The sequence below is a fragment of the uncultured Maribacter sp. genome, assembly GCF_947496775.1.
Taxonomy (GTDB): domain Bacteria; phylum Bacteroidota; class Bacteroidia; order Flavobacteriales; family Flavobacteriaceae; genus Maribacter_B.
Window position 1 is genome coordinate 102,997 of sequence record NZ_CANMDU010000005.1, and the last position, 15,414, is coordinate 118,410.

Annotated in this window: 10 protein-coding genes; 8 read left to right on the top strand and 2 right to left on the bottom strand. The window is 34.0% G+C overall.

The annotated features are described in order from the left end of the window. Positions 1–16: 16 nt before the first annotated feature. Complete coding sequence (gene gyrA, locus Q0856_RS09860) at positions 17–2,551, bottom strand: DNA gyrase subunit A (RefSeq protein ID WP_298477122.1); 2,535 nt, start codon at positions 2,549–2,551, stop codon at positions 17–19. 260 nt (positions 2,552–2,811) lie between these two features. Between gyrA and Q0856_RS09865 the strand changes: the two genes are divergently transcribed. Together Q0856_RS09865 and Q0856_RS09870 are read left to right on the top strand one after the other, a co-directional pair. Then, positions 2,812–5,361 carry an ATP-dependent Clp protease ATP-binding subunit gene (locus Q0856_RS09865; RefSeq protein ID WP_298477126.1) on the top strand — a complete coding sequence of 850 codons (2,550 nt, stop codon included), beginning with the start codon at positions 2,812–2,814 and terminating at the stop codon, positions 5,359–5,361. Positions 5,362–5,541: 180 nt separating this feature from the next. Then, on the top strand, positions 5,542–5,937 hold the full coding sequence (locus Q0856_RS09870; RefSeq protein ID WP_298477129.1) for an STAS/SEC14 domain-containing protein: 396 nt from the start codon (positions 5,542–5,544) through the stop codon (positions 5,935–5,937). Positions 5,938–6,025: 88 nt separating this feature from the next. Here the strand turns inward: Q0856_RS09870 and Q0856_RS09875 are convergent, their stop codons facing one another. Continuing rightward, positions 6,026–7,564 (bottom strand): NAD(P)H-hydrate dehydratase, encoded by a 1,539-nt coding sequence (locus Q0856_RS09875; RefSeq protein WP_298504579.1) that lies wholly within the window; start codon positions 7,562–7,564, stop codon positions 6,026–6,028. A 260-nt stretch (positions 7,565–7,824) separates the two neighbouring features. Between Q0856_RS09875 and thrA the strand changes: the two genes are divergently transcribed. From thrA to Q0856_RS09905, 6 genes are all read left to right on the top strand, one after another. Beyond that, complete coding sequence (gene thrA / locus Q0856_RS09880) at positions 7,825–10,269, top strand: bifunctional aspartate kinase/homoserine dehydrogenase I (protein WP_298504582.1); 2,445 nt, start codon at positions 7,825–7,827, stop codon at positions 10,267–10,269. 2 nt (positions 10,270–10,271) lie between these two features. Next, the gene (locus tag Q0856_RS09885) at positions 10,272–11,195 is read left to right on the top strand and encodes a homoserine kinase (RefSeq protein WP_298504584.1); all 924 of its coding nucleotides are present in this window, start codon (positions 10,272–10,274) and stop codon (positions 11,193–11,195) included. 3 nt (positions 11,196–11,198) lie between these two features. Continuing rightward, the gene (thrC, locus tag Q0856_RS09890; protein WP_298504586.1) at positions 11,199–12,491 is read left to right on the top strand and encodes a threonine synthase; all 1,293 of its coding nucleotides are present in this window, start codon (positions 11,199–11,201) and stop codon (positions 12,489–12,491) included. A 93-nt stretch (positions 12,492–12,584) separates the two neighbouring features. Further along, positions 12,585–13,670: a glycine cleavage system aminomethyltransferase GcvT gene (gcvT, locus tag Q0856_RS09895; RefSeq protein WP_298504588.1), complete on the top strand. Its 1,086-nt coding sequence runs from the start codon at positions 12,585–12,587 to the stop codon at positions 13,668–13,670. Continuing rightward, a complete protein-coding gene (locus Q0856_RS09900; protein WP_298504591.1) occupies positions 13,670–14,584 on the top strand; it encodes a glutaminase in 915 nt (304 codons plus the stop codon). Before gcvT ends, Q0856_RS09900 begins: the two co-directional genes overlap by 1 nt. Before the next feature lie 2 nt (positions 14,585–14,586). After that, positions 14,587–15,408: a sugar nucleotide-binding protein gene (locus Q0856_RS09905; RefSeq protein WP_298477151.1), complete on the top strand. Its 822-nt coding sequence runs from the start codon at positions 14,587–14,589 to the stop codon at positions 15,406–15,408. Positions 15,409–15,414: the final 6 nt, after the last annotated feature.

Sequence of the window (15,414 nt, forward strand, 5' to 3'; positions counted from 1 at the left end):
TTAGTGTTGTTTATAATTATTCTTTTGTTTCTTCTGAACTATCATTATCAATTGCCGTGCCATCTTCCGCATCTACCTCTATATCAGACAATTCCGATTCATCAATTTCATCTTCATCCTTCATAACTTTTGCTACAGCAGCAATTGAGTCATTTCCTTTTATATTAATAAGTTTAACGCCTTGCGTTGCTCTACCCATTACTCTTAAATCTTCTACAGCCATTCGAATAGCAATTCCCGATTTATTAATAATCATTAAATCATCAGAATCCGTTACGTTCTTAATAGCTACCAAGCCCCCTGTTTTTTCTGTAATAGATATTGTTTTAACTCCTTTACCTCCACGGTTAGTAACACGGTAATCATCTATACTAGAACGCTTACCATACCCATTTTCAGAAACTACTAAAAGTTCATCTTCAAAATTATGAACGGTTACCATTCCTATTACTTCATCATTATCATGAGCCAAAGTAATACCACGTACACCAGAAGCATTTCTACCCATTGGTCTTGTTTTACTTTCTTCAAAACGAATTGCTTTACCGGATTTTAATCCTAAGAAAACTTGACTTGTTCCTGTAGTTAATTTAGCCTCTAACAATTCATCCCCTTCTCTTACACCGATCGCATTAATACCATTTTGACGAGGACGAGAGTATTGCTCTAAAGAGGTTTTCTTAACCACACCTTTCTTAGTTGCCATAATAACATAATGACTATTTACATACTCTTCATCTTTTAAATCTTGCGTACAGATAAATGCTTTTACTTTATCATCTTGCTCAATATTAATAAGGTTCTGAATAGCTCTACCCTTTGATGTTCTACTTCCTTCTGGAATTTCATAGACACGCATCCAAAAACATTTTCCTTTCTGCGTAAAGAATAGCATATACTGGTGGTTAGTACCAACAAACAAATGTTCTAAGAAATCCTCATTTCTCGTGGATGAAGCCTTTTGACCAACTCCTCCTCTATTCTGAGTTTTATATTCCGAAAGTGGTGTTCTTTTAATATAACCCGCATGAGAAATAGTAATTACTACCTGCTCGTTAGGAATCATATCTTCCATACTTAAATCTCCACCAGCAAAATTTATTTCTGACCTACGCTCATCGCCGTATTTATCTTTAACCTCTAGAAGCTCATCTTTAATGATTTGCATTCTGCGCTCTTTATTCGCAAGAATATCTTTTAAATCCGCTATAGTTTTTAAAATTTCGTCATATTCTGCACGAAGCTTATCTTGCTCCAGTCCAGTTAATTGACGTAGCCTCATTTCTACTATAGCTTTAGATTGAATTTCAGAAAGCTTAAAGCGCTCCATCAATTTCTCTCTTGCTTCGTCTGCATTCGAAGATGCTCTAATAATTGCAATTACCTCATCTATATTATCCGATGCTATAATTAAACCCTCTAAGATATGAGCTCTATCTTCTGCTTTTTTAAGTTCAAATTCTGTTCGCCTAACAACCACTTCATGTCTATGTTCCACAAAATAGTGAATCATCTCTTTTACATTCAAAAGTTGCGGTCTTCCGTTCACTAAAGCAATATTGTTTACACTAAAAGAAGATTGTAAGGCAGTATATTTATATAGCATATTTAATACTATATTAGGTACTGCATCTCTTTTTAGAATATAAACTATACGCATTCCTTTTCTATCCGATTCGTCACGAATTGTAGAAATGCCTTCTATTTTTTTATCATTTACCAAGTCCGCGGTTTTCTTAATCATATCCGCTTTATTCACTTGATAAGGAATCTCAGTTACAATAATACATTCCCTTCCTTGTACTTCTTCTATTACAGCTTTAGCTCGCATTACCACTCTACCACGACCCGTATGAAAAGCTTCTTTTACACCTTCATAACCATAAATAATTCCGCCGGTAGGAAAATCAGGAGCCTTTATATGCGTAATTAACTCCTCTATTTCAATATCATTATTATCAATATAAGCTACGGTACCATCCACGACTTCAGATAAATTATGTGGTGGCATGTTGGTTGCCATACCTACCGCTATACCAGAAGCTCCATTTACTAATAAGTTTGGAATTCTTGTAGGTAAAACCACTGGCTCTTTTAAAGAATCATCAAAATTTAATTGATGATCCACGGTATCTTTATCAATATCTGCCAGCATATCATCTGCCATCTTTCGCATACGAGCTTCCGTATAACGCATTGCAGCAGGACTATCTCCATCAATAGAACCAAAGTTACCTTGGCCATCTACTAACATATAACGCAAACTCCATTCTTGCGCCATACGTACCATAGAATCATATACCGAAGTATCTCCATGTGGGTGATACTTACCTAAAACCTCCCCAACGATACGGGCAGATTTCTTATGAGCACTACTAGAACGTACTCCCAATTCATACATCCCAAACAAAACCCTTCTGTGTACCGGCTTTAATCCATCTCTTACGTCTGGAAGTGCACGTGACACAATGACTGACATTGAATAATCAATGTAAGCCGATTTCATTTCATCTTCAATATTAATAGGAATCAATTTTTCTCCGTCTGCCATCTTAGAATCTAATTGTTTTAGTTAAGGTTAAAAAAGCATGCCAATATACTCAAAATCGAAGTCAACAAAGCATTTAGAAGACACTTTATTAAAGAATTTATTAACAGTTTAACACATACTAACGGTTAATAATTTGATACGCAATAATTTTGCTATTCCGTACTTTTTTCGTCATTTAGATATAGTTTAACGAATATAGGTACGGTAATTGCTTATGTTTAAGCTAGATTTAGTAATTTTATAGCTGATACAATAATTATATGGATGATAATTTTTCACCACGGGTAAAGGATGTAATAGCCTTCAGTAAAGAGGAAGCATTAAGACTAGGCCATGATTTCATTGGCACAGAACATCTTATGCTTGGATTATTACGAGACGGAAATGGAAAAGCAATTAACATTCTCGATGCTTTAGATGTAGATTTAGACCATTTAAGAAGAAAGGTTGAAATTCTTAGTCCATCTAATCCAAACCCTAGTGGCACACAAAAAGACAAAAAGAACCTACACCTAACAAGACAGGCTGAACGTGCTTTAAAAACTACTTTTTTAGAAGCAAAGTTGTTTCAAAGTTCTTCTATCAATACTGCTCATTTATTACTTTGTATTTTAAGAAATGAGAACGACCCAACGACGAAGCTACTTCACAAACTAAAAGTGGACTATGACGGCGTTAAAGAACAATTTAAATTTATGATTACTAGTGATGATGATATTGTAGACTCTCCTACCTCAGAATCTTTCCCAAGCGACTCCGAAGATTCTAATGAAGGAAAAGAGAGTACTTTCGGAAATACATCTACCCCAAAAGGTAATAAAAAATCCAAAACACCAGTTTTAGATAATTTTGGACGCGATTTAACCCAAATGGCAGAAGAAAATAAACTAGACCCTGTTGTTGGTAGAGAAAAAGAGATAGAGCGTGTTTCTCAAATATTAAGCCGTAGAAAAAAGAATAATCCACTTTTAATCGGAGAACCTGGCGTTGGTAAAAGTGCAATTGCCGAAGGCTTAGCATTGCGAATTATCAACAAAAAAGTATCTAGAATTCTTTACAACAAAAGGGTTGTAACATTAGATTTAGCCTCTTTAGTCGCTGGTACGAAATACCGTGGCCAATTTGAAGAGCGCATGAAAGCCGTTATGAACGAGCTTGAAAAAAATGATGATGTTATTCTTTTTATTGACGAAATACACACTATCGTTGGTGCTGGCGGTGCAACTGGGAGCTTAGATGCCTCTAATATGTTTAAACCCGCTTTAGCCAGAGGCGAAATTCAATGCATAGGAGCCACAACTTTAGATGAATACAGGCAGTATATTGAAAAAGATGGTGCTTTAGAAAGACGTTTTCAAAAAGTAATTGTAGAACCTACAACGGTTGAAGAAACTATTGAAATTCTACAAAACATCAAATCTAAATACGAAGACCACCATAATGTAACGTACACAGATGAAGCGATTATAGCTTGTGCTAAGTTAACCAACAGATACATGACAGATCGCTTTCTTCCGGATAAAGCTATTGACGCTTTAGATGAAGCTGGATCTAGAGTACATATTGTTAATATGGATGTTCCTAAACAAATTTTAGAGCTAGAAAAGCAACTAGAAGATGTTAAGGTGCTAAAAAATAGCGTTGTTAAAAAGCAGAAATATGAAGAAGCTGCGAAATTACGCGACGATGAGAAAAGAATAGAAAAAGACCTCGTTATAGCTCAAGAAAAATGGGAAGACGACAGCAAACTTCATAAAGAAACTGTTTCCGAAGAAAATGTAGCAGACGTAGTCTCTATGATGAGTGGCATACCAGTAAATAGAATTGCTCAAACTGAAAGTAATAAATTAGCAGAATTGCCTGAGCTCATAAAATCGAATGTAATTGGGCAAGACGAAGCTGTTGCCAAAGTTGCCAAAGCTATCCAAAGAAACAGAGCTGGACTTAAAGACCCTAACAAGCCAATTGGTTCTTTTATTTTCTTAGGACAAACCGGAGTTGGTAAAACCCAGTTAGCAAAAGTTCTTGCAAAAGAACTATTCGATTCTGAAGAAGCTCTTATCCGTATAGACATGAGTGAATATATGGAAAAATTCGCTATATCTAGATTAGTTGGCGCACCTCCAGGATATGTAGGGTACGAAGAAGGAGGACAACTAACGGAAAAAGTTAGAAGAAAACCTTACTCTGTAGTATTACTAGATGAAGTTGAAAAAGCACATCCAGATGTTTTTAATATGATGCTACAAGTGTTAGATGACGGATTTTTAACCGATAGCTTAGGTAGAAAAATTGATTTTAGAAACACCATCATCATAATGACATCTAACATCGGAGCTCGTCAATTAAAAGACTTTGGGCAAGGTGTTGGTTTTGGTACTGCAGCAAAAAAATCGCAAGCAGATGCACACCAAAAAGGAGTTATTGAAAACGCTTTAAAGAAAGCTTTTGCTCCAGAATTCTTAAACAGAATTGATGATGTAATTGTATTTAATGCTCTTGAAAGAGGAGATATCCATAAGATTATTGATATTGAACTAGACAAATTATACGCTAGAATTAAAGACATAGGATACCACTTAGACCTAACAGAAGCAGCCAAAGACTATATTGCAGAAAAAGGCTTTGACAAACAATACGGCGCAAGACCATTAAAAAGAGCCATACAAAAGTATATTGAAGATACCTTAGCAGAAGAAATAGTAAACTCCAAATTAGAAGAAGGAGATAGTATTCTTATGGACCTAGATAAGAAAAAAGAAATACTTACTATTAAAATAAAAAAAGCAAAAAAATCTTCGGAAGCTTAAAAACTAAATCTTATAAATTTTGAAAAAATGGAGTTACAAATTGTAACTCCATTTTTATTTCCTCTTAACTCTAATTAAACCAAAAAGCAGTATAAACGAAATTTAAGCCTTTAGTCTAATTTATTATTATAAACTTTAGGTTACCTGTACATTCGCTAAGAATATTGTAACACATAATACATGAAAGTGGGTTTGGCGAAGAAAAAAATTGTAGTAAAAGAATATCAATTAGACATAGGAAAAGTTCAGGTATATGATAATTATATAGTTTCTATTTTTGATGAAGGCGCTACAGTTACATTAGAAAGAGCGTATCAAATTATAGGTATTTCTGAAATTCATTTTAAAGATAAACCCTTCGGATACATAAGTTATCGCAAAAACTCATATGCCATAGACCCAACTATATATAGTTACCTAAGAGAATTAGAAAACCTTAAGGCATTTGCTATAGTCTCTGTAAAAGAAATAGATATGCACAATTTTAATATAGAAAAACTTTTTTACAAAAAAACCATGAAATTCTATATTGAATATAACAACGCCTTAGCTTGGATTAAAAAAAGAATAAAATAAGCCAAATCAAAGCATACTAATCTTCGAAAGATGTCTGAATAAATTTTCTTTGGCTATTCTACAGTACAAGCCATTTAATAATAGCTGATTATTGTTGCTCTTCTTTCTCTTTCGGCTGTTCCGGAGCTTTAAACAAATCTATATAAGCATCACCTAAAGCTTCTATAATATCACTCGCCATTAAGGATTGGTACCCAACTTGCTCTACAACCATATCTCCTGCTCTACCATGTAAATAAACACCAAATATTGCAGCTCCCAGAGAATCATAACCTTGCGCCAGTAAACCTGTAATTACACCTGTTAATACATCTCCCGTTCCTGCTGTTGCCATTCCTGGATTACCAGTAGTGTTTACATAGCCTTTTCCGTTAAATAAAATAACTGTATTTGCTCCTTTTATAACAAGTACACAAGCATATTTTTTAGAAAAAGCCTTCGCTTTCTTAAGCTTATCAAAATCTCCTTTCCACTTACCAATTAGCCTTTCCAATTCTTTAGGATGCGGTGTAAGAATAGAATTCTCTGGGAGTTTTTTTAATAATTCCTTATTCTCAGACAGTATATTTAAACCATCGGCATCTACTACCAATGGCAACTTATTTTTATCTAAGAATTTAGAAAAAGCATTTACAGTTTCTATTTCTGTACCTAAACCAACTCCTACACCAATAGCATCTGGTTCAATTTTAAAGTCTATATCCGTAATATTTTCTTCCGAATTTGTTAAAACCATAGCTTCAGGAAGAGCAGTTTGCATAGGAATATAACCACATTTTGGAATATACGCAGTCGCCAATCCACTTCCTATCTTTAAAGCCGCATTAGTAGCTAAAATAGAAGCTCCTATTTTTCCGTAACTACCACCAATTATTAATGAATGACCATAAGTACCTTTATGAGAAAATTTTTCTCTTGGTACATACAATGGTAAAACTTCATTTTTACCAATTATCTCATAATCCACCTCTGTACTTATAAGATATTCCGGATCTAATCCTATATCCAAAATCTCCCATTGCCCTATATAGACTCCGGTATCTGGTAAGAAAAAAACCAACTTTGGAGCCTGAAAACTTAGTACATAATTTGCCTTTACTACCGCCTTTTCATTAGCAGGGACTTTATCCGTATACAAACCGGAAGGAATATCTACAGAAAGCACAAAAGCCTCGGATTTATGTAAGTGCTCCATTAAATTCACAACCCAATCGTCTGGCGCTCTGTTTAATCCAATTCCAAATATAGCATCTACTATTATATCATCTTTACCAATTTCGGGGAATTCACAATCCGAATCCATAAAATTAGGCCATATTTTTCGGTCTTTTAACCTATCTAAATTGATTAAAAAATCTTTAGAACGCTTTTCGCTATAATTAACAACATGCACTGCTATATTATATCCATGTTCTTGTAAATGGCGAGCTAATGCTATTCCGTCTCCTCCATTATTACCAATTCCGCAAAAAAGATGAATTTTCACCGGAGCACCTTGCATACGCAAATGCATCCAATTAAAAATCTGAATTGCAGCGCGCTCCATTAAAGAGTCACTTGTTATTTCTTGTTTATTTATTGTGAATTTGTCAGCAGCATATATTTGCTGGGCAGTAAAAAGTTTCATTCTATACAATTATTAAGCAAATAGTGAGGATTTCATAAAAATCACTAGAAACATTTGATTAGCAAACCAAATGTACTACTTTTGAAACATACAAAGAATCATGTACGACAAAATAACGGACATATTATTTTCTACCTTGACCAATGGTACAACTACAATTGGCACAATTACCCCATTGGGGTAAGCAACTACATATACGTCCATTTTAAGCGTCTTTACGCGCAACTCACTTATTCAGTACAAGTTAATTCCATTACATAATGAAAGTTTTAAAATTTGGCGGTACTTCCGTAGCCAACGCAAATAATATAGGTTTAGTAAAAAATATTGTAAGTAATAGCAAAAGCAAAACAAACATCATTGTTGTTTCTGCTTTTGGAGGAGTAACCGATTTACTTTTAAAAACAGCTGACTTAGCTTCTAATCAAGATGCAACTTACAAACAAGTTTTAGGTGAAATTGAAGAAAGACATTTATCTACAGCTAAAGAACTTATTACAGTAAAAAGTCAAAGTGCAGTTTTAAGCAAAGTAAAAAGCGAAATTAACACTTTAGAAACCTTACTAGAAGGGGCTTTTTTAATAGGTGAAATAACACCCAAACTTTCCGATAAAATTGTAAGTTTCGGAGAACTATTATCCTCCTATATCATTAGCGAATATTTTGCTCAAGAAGATTTAAACGCAGTATACAAAGATAGTCGCGAGTTAATAAAAACAAACGATTTAAACGGAAAAGCGGTTGTTAATTTTAACCTGACATACAAAAATAGCAAAAACTTTTTCACCAACAGTGAACATACTGTTATTGTAACTCCAGGGTTTATCGCCTCATCAGAAAATGGGAATTCTACTACATTAGGTCGTGGAGGTTCGGACTATACTGCAGCTATATACGCGGCAGCCGTAAAAGCGGACATTTTAGAAATTTGGACCGATGTAAGTGGTATGTATACCGCAAATCCTAGATTGGTTCGCCAAGCAAAAGCTATTCCTCATATTTCTTATGAAGAAGCCATGGAACTTTCCCATTTTGGAGCAAAAGTACTATACCCGCCAACTATACAACCGGTATTAACAGAAGGGATATCTATTTGTATTAAAAATACTTTTGACCCTGAAAATGAAGGGACTCTAATAACAAAATCCAAAAACGAAAAAGGAAAAACAGTTCGTGGTATTAGCAGTGTAGAGAATATTGCCTTACTATCACTAGAAGGTTCCGGAATGGTTGGCATTCCAGGTATTTCTAAACGCTTCTTTGAAGTATTATCGCAAGCAGAAATTAGTGTAGTTCTAATTACACAAGCTTCTTCAGAACATTCTATTTGTGTAGGTATCTCTGCAGACGACATAGATAAAGCTGTAGAAATTGTAAATACAGCTTTTGAATATGAGATAGAACGCGGAAAAATTAACCCCGTTATCCCGGAAAAAGATTTAGCTATCGTAGCACTTGTTGGCGATAATATGAAGAGCCACCAAGGGTTAAGCGGTAAAATGTTTAGCACTTTAGGAAAAAACAATGTAAACATTAGAGCTATTGCTCAAGGTGCCTCCGAAAGAAACATTTCTACTGTAATTAAAAAAGAGGATGTTAAAAAAGCTTTAAATACCCTACACGAGGAGTTTTTTGAAGAAAACATAAAACAACTGAACCTTTTTGTTATGGGGGTTGGTAATGTAGGAGCCAAATTTTTAAACCAAGTTTTACAACAGGGTGATTATTTAAAAGAAAATTTAAAATTAAATATTAGAGTAATTGGAATTTCTAATTCCAGAACTATGCTATTTAATGAGAGTGGAATTGACCTTAGTAAATGGGAAGACTCTCTAGCAAAAGGGGAAAAAGCAGATAAGCAAAAGTTCTTTGAGAAAGTTAATTCTCTAAATTACAGAAACAGCATTTTTGTAGATAATACAGCTAGTGCAGAAGTTTCCGAAACGTATAATAAATATTTAGGAAACAGTATTTCTGTAGTTACTTGTAATAAAATTGCATGTTCTTCTAAATTTGATAATTACCAAGAACTAAAAAGATTAGCAAGAGAATACAATGCTCCTTTCTTGTTTGAAACTAATGTAGGTGCAGGTTTACCAATTATAGATACACTTAAGCATTTAATTGCTTCTGGAGATAAAATCTTAAAAATACAAGCGGTACTTTCTGGAAGTTTAAACTTTGTATTTAATTATTTTAATGATGAAACAACCTTTCATGATATTGTGAAACAAGCTCAGGAAGAGGGGTATACAGAGCCGGATCCAAAAATAGATTTAAGTGGGGTTGATGTAATGCGTAAGATATTAATCTTAGCAAGAGAAAGCGGAAACCAAATTGAGATTGAGGATATTGTTAACAATCCATTTTTACCTAAAGAAAGTTTAGATACAACAAATAACGAAGACTTTTTTGCTTCACTTATAAAGCATGAAGATTCTTTCCAAGCTATTTATAAGAAAGCTAAAGACGCAGATAGCAAACTTAAGTATGTTGCACAATACGAAGATGGAAAAGCTAGTGTAGGTTTACAAGAAATACCAAAAGGTCATGATTTTTACAATCTAGAAGGAAGCGACAATATTGTTCTTTTCTATACAGAAAGATACCCTAACCAACCTATGATTATAAAAGGAGCTGGCGCTGGTGCAGATGTTACTGCGTCTGGTATATTTGCAGATATTATTAGAATAGGAAACTTTTAAATATGGAAGAAATAAAAGTCTTTTGCCCTGCTACAATTGCAAATATTTCTTGTGGTTTTGATGTTCTAGGAGTTGCTTTAGATTCTGTTGGAGATGAAATGGTTGTTCGTAAAACCAAAGAAGCCGGAATACGAATTACAAAACTAGAAGGGCAAAATTTACCATTAGAAACCAATAAAAATGTTGCGGGTGTTGCTGGCTTAGCTCTTTTAGAAAAAGCAGAATATACTGGTGGTTTTGAAATAGAAATCTACAAAAAAATTAAAGCTGGTAGCGGTATAGGAAGTAGCGCAGCAAGTTCTACTGGTGCAGTATGGGCTATGAACCACTTACTTGGAAATCCTTTTTCCCAAACCGAATTAGTAAAATTTGCAATGGAAGGAGAACGTTTAGCTAGTGGTGTTGCTCATGCAGATAATGTTGCCCCTGCCCTATTTGGCGCTTTTACTTTAGTGCGTAGTTACACGCCTTTAGATATTGTTCCTATAAAGAATCCGTCAGAGCTTTTTGCAACTGTTATACATCCCCAGATTGAAGTAAAAACATCAGACTCTAGAAAAATTTTAAAAACTACTATTTCTCTAGAAAATGGTATAAAACAATGGGGTAATGTTGGCGGGTTAATTGCTGGTTTATTTATGGAGGATTATGATTTAATAGGCCGTTCTCTAGAAGACCATATCATAGAACCTATTCGCTCTATCTTAATACCTGGTTTCGATTCTATTAAAGAAGAAACCATTAAAGCTGGTGCTTTAGGGTGCGGTATATCTGGTTCTGGGCCTTCTATATTTTCTTTTAGCAAAGGAGAAGAAACCGCACAAAAAGTTGCCGAAGCAATGAAAAAAGTATACAAAAATATTGGTATTGATTTTGACATACATGTATCCAAAATTAATACCCAAGGGATAAAAATAATAAATTAAAGAATGAACTTTTACAGCCTAAATAAACAAGCTCCAAATGTATCTTTTAAAGACGCGGTAATTAAAGGTATTGCTCCGGATAAGGGGTTATATTTTCCAGAAAGCATAACACCATTACCGGCATCGTTCTTTGAAAACATAGAATCCTTATCTAATACAGAAATTGCCTTTGAAGCCATAAAACAATTTGTTTCTTCAGAAATCCCTGAAGATAGATTAAAAGGAATATTAGATACCGTTTTAGATTTTGATTTTCCTGTGGTAGAATTAAATGAAGATACTGCAACTTTAGAATTGTTTCATGGCCCTACTATGGCTTTTAAAGATGTAGGGGCAAGATTTATGGCTAACTGTTTGGGCTATTTTTCTGAAGGAGAAGATAATGAAGTTACTGTTTTAGTTGCTACTTCTGGAGATACTGGAGGCGCTGTAGCTAATGGCTTCTTAGGTGTTAAAGGTGTAAAAGTTGTAATATTATATCCTAGTGGAAAAGTAAGCGATATTCAAGAAAGACAATTAACCACTTTAGGGCAAAACATTTCTGCCTTAGAAGTAGATGGCACTTTTGATGATTGCCAAGCAATGGTTAAAAATGCTTTCTTAGATAGCGAGTTATTAGACAAAATGCAGTTAACCTCCGCAAACTCTATAAACGTTGCACGTTGGTTACCACAATTATTTTATTTCTTATTTGCTTACAAAGAAGCTAAATCCAAAGGAAAAGAAATTGTATTTTCTGTTCCTAGTGGGAACTTTGGAAATATTTGTGCTGGTTTAATGGCACAACGTTTAGGCATGCCGGTAAAACAATTTATTGCAGCTACTAATGTTAATGATACCGTTCCTGAGTTTATGAGAACACAAGAATATTCTCCTAAACCTTCTACAGCAACAATCTCTAATGCCATGGATGTTGGCGACCCTAGTAATTTTATTAGAATTCGCCATTTATTTAAAGACAATTTTCAAGATTTAGCTAAAAACCTTTCTTCTTATTCTTTTACAGATGAAGAAACCAAAAAAGCTATGGTGGACATTTATAAAGATTCTGAATATACTGCAGACCCTCATGGAGCTGTAGGTTATTTAGGTTTAAAGAAATATCAAAAAGAAAATCCTAATACTTATGGTATTTTCTTAGAGACTGCTCATCCTGTTAAGTTTTTAGATATTGTAGAAGAAACCATGGATGTTAAAATCCCTATCCCTTCGCAAATCTTGAAAGTCATGGATAAAGAAAAAGTTTCTCATAAAATAGGAACTTACGAAGAACTAAAAAGCTACTTATTACAGTAGTATTTTTGTTATTACATTTTTATTAAAAAATTCAGTCGAAATAAGCGTATCCATATATTTTCGATAAATTTGCGCGACTAAATTTATGAAATAATGAAAAATACTGCATTAACTGCTATTCACGAATCTCTAGGGGCAAAAATGGTTCCTTTTGCTGGATATAATATGCCTGTTTCTTATGAAGGGGTAAACATAGAACACGAAACCGTACGCAAGGGTGTTGGCGTTTTTGATGTTTCGCATATGGGCGAGTTTTTAATTTCTGGCCCAAATGCATTAGCCTTAATACAGAAAGTAACTTCTAATGATGCTTCCAAACTTTCTATTGGAAAAGCACAATACAGCTGCTTTCCTAATGAAACTGGTGGTATAGTAGACGACTTAATTGTTTATCAAATAAAAGATGAGCAATACTTACTTGTTGTTAATGCTTCTAATATTGATAAAGATTGGAGCCATATTACTAAATACAACAAAGAATTTAATGCAGATATGCGCAATATCTCGGAAGGGTATTCTTTACTAGCTATACAAGGTCCAAAAGCGGTGGAAGCTATGCAAAGCTTAACCAGTATAGATTTATCTGAAATTAAATTTTATAATTTTAAAGTTGCGGATTTTGCAGGTATAGAACATGTAATCATATCTGCTACAGGATATACTGGGTCTGGAGGATTTGAAATTTATTGTAAAAATGAAGAGGTAAAACAAGTTTGGGATAACGTTTTTGAAGCTGGTGCTAAATTTGGCATTAAACCAATAGGATTAGCCGCAAGAGATACGTTAAGATTAGAAATGGGCTATTGTCTTTATGGCAATGATATCAATGACACTACTTCTCCTTTCGAAGCAGGCTTAGGCTGGATTACCAAATTCACTAAAGAATTTGTAAATAGCAAAGCTCTTTCGGAAGAAAAAAAACATGGATTAAAAAGAAAATTAGTTGCTTTTGAATTGGATGAAAGAGGTATTCCTAGACATGATTATGATATCGTAGACGGACAAGGGAATAGTATTGGCATTGTAACTTCTGGGACTATGTCGCCTTCTTTAGGAAAAGGCATAGGATTAGGGTATGTTCCAAATGTATTCTCAGAAATTGGTTCTAAAATAAATATTCAGGTACGTAAAAAATCCATTCCTGCAACCGTAGTTAAGCTACCTTTTTACAAAGTGTAATGATTGGGTATCAAAACATAATAGATAACATAGCAAAAGCCGCAAAAAAAAATAAAGATAAAGGTAAAATTGCTTCCTATATTCCAGAACTTGCTTCCATTGATATTAATAAATTTGGTATTCACCTTATAGATGCTGACAATAACAATTTTAGTACCGGAGATGCTTTAGAAGGTTTTTCTATCCAGAGTGTTTCTAAAGTACTATCGCTTGCTCATTCTTTTGGTTTAGTAGGCAATGACTTATGGAAAAGAATAGATGTAGAGCCTTCAGGTGACCCATTTAATCATTTGTCACTTTTAGAATTAGAAAATGGAATACCAAGAAATCCTTTTATAAATGCAGGAGCCATTGTAGTGGCGGACATATTGGTTTCTCATTTAAAAAATCCTAAAAAAGATTTTTTAAATTTTGTTCAAAAACTAGCGAATGACAAAACAATTCGATACAATGAAAAAGTAGCACTATCCGAAAAGAAGACCGGTTTTAGAAATTATGCAGCCGCAAATCTTCTTAAATCCTATGGGAATTTAATTAATGATGTAGATACTGTACTCGATTTTTATTTTCATCAATGCGCATTAGAAATGAATTGCAAACAGTTGGCTAGCGCATTTTTTATTTTCATGAATCATGGTAAATGCCAAAGAGGAAAAAGCTACCTAAATATAAATCAGGTAAAACGAATAAATGCTCTAATGCTAACTTGTGGATTTTATGACGAAGCGGGGGAATTTGCCTTTGAAGTTGGTCTTCCTGGAAAAAGTGGCGTTGGTGGTGGTATTGTTGCCTTATTACCTAATACATATTGCATAGCAACATGGTCCCCTGGCTTAAATCCTAAAGGAAATTCCAAATTAGGCATGGCCGCCTTAGAAGAATTAACAACTAGAACAGGGCACTCAATTTTTTAAAATTGGAAGTAAAAAAAATTTTAATATTAGGGGGGAGTGGCTTTATAGGTAATGCTATTTATAAAGAGCTTTGCCCTTACTTTAAAACATACGCAACTTATAATTCCGCCAGAAGGTCTTTCGAGAAAAACCAACAATTTATTAAATACAACATGGAAGAGGATGACATTTATGACATCCTTAAAAACATAAACCCTCAAATAGTTATTTCTGCGGTTAGAGGAAACTTTGCAGCTCAAATACAGGCACACCAACATATTACGGAATATCTAGAAGAAAACAATTGCAGACTTTTTTTTATATCCTCTGCCAATGTTTTTGATGCCTATAGCAAGTACCCTTCTTATGAAAATGATAAAACCTTATCCGAAAGTATTTACGGGCGTTTAAAAATTCGTATAGAAAACATGCTTTTAAGGTTGCCTGCTGAAAAAATGGCAATACTAAGAATTCCAATGGTTTTTGGTAATACCTCTACCAGAATTAAAGACATAAAGAACAGCATTTTAAACAATGAGCCTATTGATGTTTTTCCTAACCTTGTGATGAATGTTACCAATGATGATAAATTAACCCAACAAATACATTATTTAATTAACAGGAATAAAAGTGGCATTTACCACTTAGGCTGCAGAGACCTTGTACACCATGAAGAATTTATAAAAGAAGTAATTGACCGAATAGGAACATTCAGTCCTATTTACAAAAGAAATTACACCACTAACAATGAGCGTTATATGGCTGTTTTACCAAAAACAAACAAACTCCCTAAAAACCTTCAATTTACATACCAAGATATTATCGATCATCATTTTATCATCTAACTTTAA